Raw genomic sequence first — 6,980 nt, forward strand, 5'->3', positions numbered from 1 at the left:
CGGCCGCACTCCCCTCCGCCGAGGGACCGCACGCGCCGCCCCACCCCTGCTCCGCCGCCGCGTGGTTGGCGTGCGCCACCGCCGCGCGGGCCAGGACGGTGAGCGTGTGGGCGCGCTGGTGGTCCGGCGCCCGGGCGAACAGGTTCCGCAGCAGCGCCGGGTCCTGCCGTACGAGCGCCGAGACATGGTGCTCGGCGACCCGGTCCGGTTCCAGCGCCCCCCAGTAGCGGTCGTCGGACGGGGGATACAGCTCGCACAGCCAGAACGCCAGGTCCCCGGCCAGCTCCCGCAGATGCGCGGGCAGCAGCCGGGACAGCGTCGCGCAGGCCTCGTCCTCGTCCTGCGCCGGGCACAGCGCGGCGGCGGCGACGGCAGGGGCGAGCACCCGGTGGACACGCGGCCCGAGACCCAGCCGCTGCGCGGTGTCCTGCCAGTACCGGTGTTCGTGCCGCAGCAGCTGGTCCTCGGGGGTGTCACCGTCGGCGAGCCCGGCCGGCACCTGCCGCAGCAGCGCCAGCAGGGCCTCCATCTGCAGGGTGAGCGCGGTCTCCGCGCCGCTCGCCCCGCGCCGACGGGGCACCGGCACGGTCTTCGCGACCCGCGCCCAGTCGATGTCCGCCCGGCCGGTCACCTCCGCCAGCCTGCGCGCCAAGTCCCGTGCGGCCGTGCGGAACGCGCGTTCCCGGCCGCCGGCGTCGGGGCTCAGCGCGTGCAGCCGGATGTCATGGACGGGGCCGGTCACCCGCGCCCGTACCGTGTCCTGCCAGGAGCCGACCGATCGGGCGAGCAGCAGCAGCCGTACCGGATGCCGGACGTGCCGGGCCTGCTCCTCCAGCCGGCCCACCAGCTCCGGCCGGGTCTCCGCGTAGTCGACGACCAGCAGCAGCGGGTGCTGCACGGCCCGCAGCACCGACAGATCGCCCGGTTCGCGGACGACCTGCCCGGCCACCCAGCCCCGCGCCCGCATCCGCGTCATCAGCCGCCGCGCCAGCCGTGTCTTGCCCTGCCCGCCCGGCGCGGTCAGCACGCACACCGCCGGCAGACCGTCCCGGTCCGTCAGACACCAGCGCGTCAGATCGTCCAGGGTGTCCTTTCGGCCGTGGAAGGACACCACCTCGGCGTCGGCGCGCAGCAGCATGCTGGGCGAGGCGACCGTGCGCTGCGGCGGCGCCGGCTCCAGCAGACGCGCCAACTCCACTGGCTCGCACTGCGGTTCGACCCCGGTGAGGTCGTGGACGACGGCCCGGAAGTCGTCGCAGGCCAGCAGGTCCTCGCTGCGGGTGTAGCGCAGGCGGGTGCCCTGACCGGGCCGCCGGTCCTCGATCACCACGCCCAGCAGCAGATCCTCCCCCTCCGGGAAGACGGCCGCGCCGGACATCCCGGACCAGGCGGTGGTCGTGGCGGCGCTGACCGCGCCGAGACCGCCCGTGTCGGGGGCCAGCGTGGCGATGTCGTCGAGGATCTCGAAGTTCCCGGTGCCGCCGTGCGGCCTGATCCGCCCCTTCAGCTCCTCCCGGTCCCGCACCACGGCACCCGGCGCCCGGCACTCCCGCTCCGGCCCCGCCCCGCCCGGCGCCCGGCCGTCGCGGGAACGCTGCTGCCGGGGGAAACCCGTCGCCACGACGTCCAGTTCGGTGCCGCCGGTCACGCACCGCCCCCACCGCTGCGGGCGGCGCCCGTACGCGCCGCGCAGCGACGACGGCAGCGGCCGGTCCGGGCCGTCGGGCAGCTCCAGCAGCGCCGCGTCCACACCACGCTCCGGCTCGAGACGCCGCCACCGTACGACCGTCGTCACGCCCGCCGACGCCTCCGGCAGGACGATCTCCGCCTCCCCGGACACCTCCGGCACCACGTGCGCGGCCGTCAGGACGAGCCGCGGCGCGATCAGATAGCCGCTGCCGAAGCCTGTGCCGCGGACCTTGACGACCTGCTGCTCCTGCATCCGCCGGCCCCGGACGCCCGGGTCACTCGACGTCGCCGACGGCCACGGAACCACCGTCGCGCTGCTCGGGGCTGAGCCGCAGCGTCAGCCGCTGCACCGACCGCTCGGTGCGCTCACCGCGGGCGCCTGCCTCCACCACCCCGAACCGCAGCGCCCCTCCGCCGTTGCGGGTGCGCACCAGCTCGATCTCGAACTCGGCGGTGATCTCCCCGAGCACGAACCGCAGCGGAGAGTCCTGCCCCCGGCGCTGCGCCTCCGACAACTGGGCGCGCAGCACATCGATCGCGTCGGCGAGATCCAGGAAATCCTCGGTGCGCCCGTCGCCTGCCATACCGAACCCCTGTCACAGCCGCCTCACATGGAGCCCCCGATTCTAGGTACGCGCGCGTGTGAACCACAGTCATGTACGTGGATCTCCACCGCATTTCGCCACTCTCAGCAGCACTTCCGGCGCCTGCGGACGCGCCGCCCCTGACGCGACGGAGGGCCGGGTGCCTCGTACGGCACCCGGCCCTCCGTCCGCTCGTCGGCGCCGTACACCTACCGCAGCGAGGCCATCCAGGCCTCGACCTCGTCGGAGCGGCGCGGCAGCGCGGACGACAGGTTCCGGTTGCCGTCCTCGGTCACCAGGATGTCGTCCTCGATGCGCACGCCGATGCCCCGGTACTCCTCCGGCACGGTCAGGTCGTCGGCCTGGAAGTACAGGCCCGGCTCGACGGTGAGGACCATGCCCGGCTCCAGCACGCCGTCCACGTACGTCTCCGTGCGCGCGGCGGCGCAGTCGTGGACGTCCATGCCGAGCATGTGCCCGGTGCCGTGCAGCGTCCACCGGCGCTGGAGGCCCAGCTCCAGCACCCGCTCCACCGGGCCCTCGACCAGACCCCACTCCACCAGCCGCTCGGCCAGCACGCGCTGCGCGGCGTCGTGGAAGTCGCGATACTTCGCGCCCGGCTTCACCGCGGCGATACCGGCCTCCTGGGCGTCGTACACAGCGTCGTAGATCTTCCGCTGGAGGTCGCTGAACCGGCCGTTGACGGGCAGGGTGCGCGTGACGTCGGCGGTGTAGTACGTGTGCGTCTCCACGCCCGCGTCCAGCAGGAGCAGGTCGCCCGAGCGGACCGGGCCGTCGTTGCGCACCCAGTGCAGCGTGCAGGCGTGCGGGCCGGCGGCGGCGATCGTGCCGTAGCCGACGTCGTTGCCCTCGACGCGCGCGCGGAGGAAGAACGTGCCCTCGATGTAGCGCTCGCTGGTCGCCTCGGCCTTGTCGAGGACCTTCACGACGTCCTCGAAGCCGCGCACGGTCGAGTCGACGGCCTTCTGCAGCTCGCCGATCTCGAACTCGTCCTTCACCAGGCGCGCCTCGGACAGCCAGACGCGCAGCTCCTCGTCGCGCTCGGCGGTGACCTTGTCGGTCAGCGCGGCCTCGATACCGGCGTCGTACCCGCGGACGACCCGGACCGGGCCGGTGGCCTCGCGCAGCTTGCCGGGCAGCTCGCGCACGTCGGAGGCGGGGATGCCGTACAGCTTCTCCGCCTCGGTCAGCGAGTGGCGGCGGCCCACCCACAGCTCGCCCTGGCCGGAGAGCCAGAACTCGCCGTTCTCCCGGTTCGAGCGGGGCAGCAGATAGATCGTGGCCTCGTGGCCCTCGCCCTTGGGCTCCAGCACGAGGACGCCGTCCTCGGTCTGGTTCCCGGTCAGCCAGGCGTACTCGACGGAGGCACGGAACGGGTAGTCCGTGTCGTTCGACCGCACCTTGAGGTTGCCCGCGGGGATCACCAGGCGCTCACCGGGGAAACGCGCGGACAGCGCGGCACGGCGGGCGGCGGTCTCGGCGGCCTGGGGGATCGGTTGCAGGTCGCGCAGCTCGGTGTCGGCCCAGCCCGTCTTCATGTTCTCGGCAAGTTCGTCGGACACGCCCGGGTACAGTCCGTTCTTCCGCTGCTTGATCGGCTCTTCTTCCGAGGTCTCCGGGGTCTCCGGCTCTTCCGCCACGGTCATCCTCCTTGGATACGGCACTGGACCCCCTCCATCGTACGGTCGTGCGGTCGTACGGAAGGGGGCCCAGGGGCGGAGGACCTGTTACAGCCGGTGGGGCCGGGAAGGGCCGCTACTCGAAGCGGGCGGCCAGCAGCACCACGTCCTCCTCCGAGTCCGCGCTGTCCAGCCCGTCCGGCAGGACCGTGCGCAGGATGTGCTCGGCGACGGCGTCCGGGTCGTGCCGCAGCGCCCTCGGCACCCCGGCCGCGGCGGAGTGCAGCCGGGAGAAGGCCCGGTCGACGGGGTCGCCGGTACGGTGCAGCAGCCCGTCGGTGTAGAGCAGAACCGTCTCCCCGGGCTCAGCCGTCAGCTCCACGCTGGGCGCCTCCCAGCAGGAGAGCATGCCGAGCGGGGCGGACACGGACGTCTCCACGAACTCGGTGCGCCGCTCGCCCACGATCAGCGGCGGGCAGTGGCCCGCCCCCGCCAGGGTGATCTTGCGCAGGGCGGGCTCGCAGTACGCGAACAGCGCGGTCGCCGAGCGGGCGGGCTCGGTCAGCCGCAGCAGCAGCTCCAGATCGGACAGTACGGCGACCGGGTCCTCGCCCTCCATCACGGCGTACGCGCGCAGGGAGGCCCGCAGCCGGCCCATCGCGGCGACGGCGCTCGGGCCCGAGCCGGTGACGGCGCCGACGGCGAGACCGAGGGCGGCGTCCGGCAGCGGCAGCGCGTCGTACCAGTCGCCGCCGCCGCGCGGCCCCGTGCGGTGCCGGGCGGCGAGCTGCACACCGGCGACCCGGGGCAGCCGGGACGGCAGCAGCTCCTCGCGCACCGTCCGCAGGGACGCGCGCGTGCGCTCCACCTCCAGCAGCCGGGCCAGATGCTCGGCGGCGTGCCCCGTGTACAGGCCGATCAGATGCTGTTGCCGTTCGGACGGCTCGGCCGGCTCGTCGTACAGCCATACGGCGGCACCGAGCCGACCGTCGGCCTCGGCGGTCAGGGGCAGGGCGTAGCTGGCGGCGTAGCCGAGACGGGCGGCCACCTCGCGGTGGCGGGGGTCGAGGCCGTCCTCGGCGAGCAGATCGGGTTCGGCGACGGCACCGTCGCAGCCCGGCAGCCCGTCCAGGATGCGGCCGTACGACAGGGAGCTGCGCGGCACGGTCTCGATGGTGCCGAGGTCGGCGCGGGCGAGGCCGAGGCCGATGGTGGTGTCGGGGCCGAGACCGTCGGCCGGTTCCAGCACGACGAGGCCGCGGCGGGCGCCGACGAGGGCGGCTCCGGCGCGCAGCACCTCCCGCAGCGCGCTGTCCAGGGTGTCGGTGCGGACCAGGCGCTCGGTGAGCTCGTGGAGGGTGGTGAGGTCCGACACCCAGCCGGCGAGCCGGTCCTGCAGCAGGGCGCCGGGGGCGTGCGGCGGGGGGACCTGGGAACCTGCGGGCGCGGTCGACGTGGGCGGGGCAGTGTGGGCGGGCGCGGGAACAGTTGAATCGATTCCGGCCACTTTCGAAGGATGAGGGGCGTTCATGGCGTCCGGCTTTCCGACCGGTGCGTATTGCTCAAAAGCATCGCAAACCCCCATGTCATTCTGCGCCGCTAGCAGTGTCTCCACATGTACACGCACTCGTGGAGGGATGTCCAGCATTGTCCTGCCGGTATTCCTGGTGTCCGTGGGGTCGGCGGGACGTTTCAAGACTCCCCGCGGTAACCCCTTGCGGAATGGTGAAGTTGGCTTGAAACTGCCTCGGGTAACGGGTGATTGCGGTCGACTGGGCGTGCTCCACGGAGCGTCACAACGGTCGTGATGGGTACGTACTCGGTGAGGACCAGGGGTGGTTGGGGCCACCCGGAACCTGGTGACCGAACCGGGCGTCCTATCCACCGACGGCCGTGCCCCATCCTCCCGTGGCGGAGGCGAAGAGAAACACGTGCGACGGCAAAGCGCCAGACTTCGCCACCCCACGCCACGCCCGTGCTCGGGCGGAAGCACCATGGCTTGAGCAGCAGACGAACGAGGGACCGAGCGGCCGCGGGAGCGGCGGAGCACGGCCCATGGGGGTTCCCCTTGCCACGTGCGGGGTGTGATGCGCCAACAGGTACGCACAGTGAAGTGATCGACACATGGTGTGATGTGACCCACGGTGTTGCCAGGCGTGCAACGGAAAGGAACGAGCGCTCATGCGCGAGATCCTCGGAAGGCGACGCAGGCGTCGGTCCCAGCGGAAGGACGGGAGGCCTGAGTTGATCAGCGCGGCCCTCACCTTCGCGACGCAGTGGCGGTGGCCCGTCCTGCCGGGCGTGACGGCCGGTCCGCAGGGGCGCTCCCGCTGCGGCTGCCCCGACCCGGAGTGCACGGTCCCAGGCGCCCATCCCTTCGAACCCGGCCTTCTCGCGGCCACCACCGACGAGCGCATGGTGCGCTGGTGGTGGACCAACCGGCCGACGGCGCCGATCATCCTCGCGACCGGCGGACGGGCGCCGTGCGCGGTGAGCCTGCCGGCCCTGCCGGCCGCCCGCGCGCTCGCGGCGCTCGACCGCAAGGGCATGCGCCTCGGCCCGGTCGTCGCCTCGCCCACCCGCTGGTCGATCCTCGTACGCCCGTACTCGATGGAACAGCTGGGCGAACTGCTGTACGCGCAGGACTTCGTGCCCGGCTCCCTCCGCTTCCACGGCGAGGGCGGCTATCTCGCGCTGCCCCCGTCCGAGACCGGGCTCGGCGCGATCCGCTGGGAGCGGGCACCGCTGCCCGGTTCGGCCTCGCCGTGGGTACCCGATGTGGAGGCCGTGGTGGACACGCTGGTGGAGGCCCTCACTCGTACGGGTGTGAGCGCGCCCGAGTTGTAGGGGTGTCGGGCGTGCGCGGGACGGCTGCCGTGCGCGTGCTCGTTATCTTCCCGCCATGAACCTTCGCCTGCTCGCCCTCGCGGGCGTCGCGACCTGCGCTGTCGCTCTTCCTCTGGCCGTGGCCTCCGCGAGCCGGCCGGGCGAGGACCACCGTACAGTCGCGCCGGCGGCGGGGCGGGGGGCGGGCCGTGCCGCCTCAGAGACCGAGGAACGGGACGGG

The 6,980-nt window shown here is 73.3% G+C and carries 4 protein-coding genes and 1 pseudogene; 1 reads left to right on the plus strand and 4 read right to left on the minus strand.

All coding sequences use genetic code 11. From position 1 onward, the window contains the following. The 4 genes and pseudogenes from MTQ10_RS25555 to MTQ10_RS25570 all read right to left on the minus strand — a co-directional run. Positions 1-1,942: pseudogene (locus MTQ10_RS25555) on the minus strand (trypsin-like peptidase domain-containing protein); the annotation flags it as partial. Positions 1,943-1,964: 22 nt separating this feature from the next. Next, positions 1,965-2,273: a trypco2 family protein gene (locus MTQ10_RS25560; RefSeq protein ID WP_247472517.1), complete on the minus strand. Its 309-nt coding sequence runs from the start codon at positions 2,271-2,273 to the stop codon at positions 1,965-1,967. A gap of 209 nt (positions 2,274-2,482) precedes the next feature. After that, positions 2,483-3,940: an aminopeptidase P family protein gene (locus MTQ10_RS25565; RefSeq protein WP_247472518.1), complete on the minus strand. Its 1,458-nt coding sequence runs from the start codon at positions 3,938-3,940 to the stop codon at positions 2,483-2,485. Positions 3,941-4,049: 109 nt separating this feature from the next. Continuing rightward, a complete protein-coding gene (locus tag MTQ10_RS25570; protein ID WP_247472519.1) occupies positions 4,050-5,561 on the minus strand; it encodes a PP2C family protein-serine/threonine phosphatase in 1,512 nt (503 codons plus the stop codon). A 533-nt stretch (positions 5,562-6,094) separates the two neighbouring features. On the opposite strand from MTQ10_RS25570, the gene MTQ10_RS25575 reads away from it, so the two are divergent. After that, on the plus strand, positions 6,095-6,760 hold the full coding sequence (locus MTQ10_RS25575) for a bifunctional DNA primase/polymerase (RefSeq protein WP_247472520.1): 666 nt from the start codon (positions 6,095-6,097) through the stop codon (positions 6,758-6,760). Positions 6,761-6,980: the final 220 nt, after the last annotated feature.

This window comes from Streptomyces sp. XM83C (assembly GCF_023072675.1).
GTDB lineage: Bacteria > Actinomycetota > Actinomycetes > Streptomycetales > Streptomycetaceae > Streptomyces > Streptomyces thermocoprophilus.

Bases quoted from the DNA above. Each gene is read 5' to 3' on its own strand.
- MTQ10_RS25575 (WP_247472520.1), top strand. From the start codon at position 6,095: ATGCGCGAGATCCTCGGAAGGCGACGCAGGCGTCGGTCCCAGCGGAAG.
- MTQ10_RS25570 (WP_247472519.1), bottom strand. From the start codon at position 5,561: ATGCTGGACATCCCTCCACGAGTGCGTGTACATGTGGAGACACTGCTA.
- MTQ10_RS25560 (WP_247472517.1), bottom strand. From the start codon at position 2,273: ATGGCAGGCGACGGGCGCACCGAGGATTTCCTGGATCTCGCCGACGCG.
- MTQ10_RS25565 (WP_247472518.1), bottom strand. From the start codon at position 3,940: ATGACCGTGGCGGAAGAGCCGGAGACCCCGGAGACCTCGGAAGAAGAG.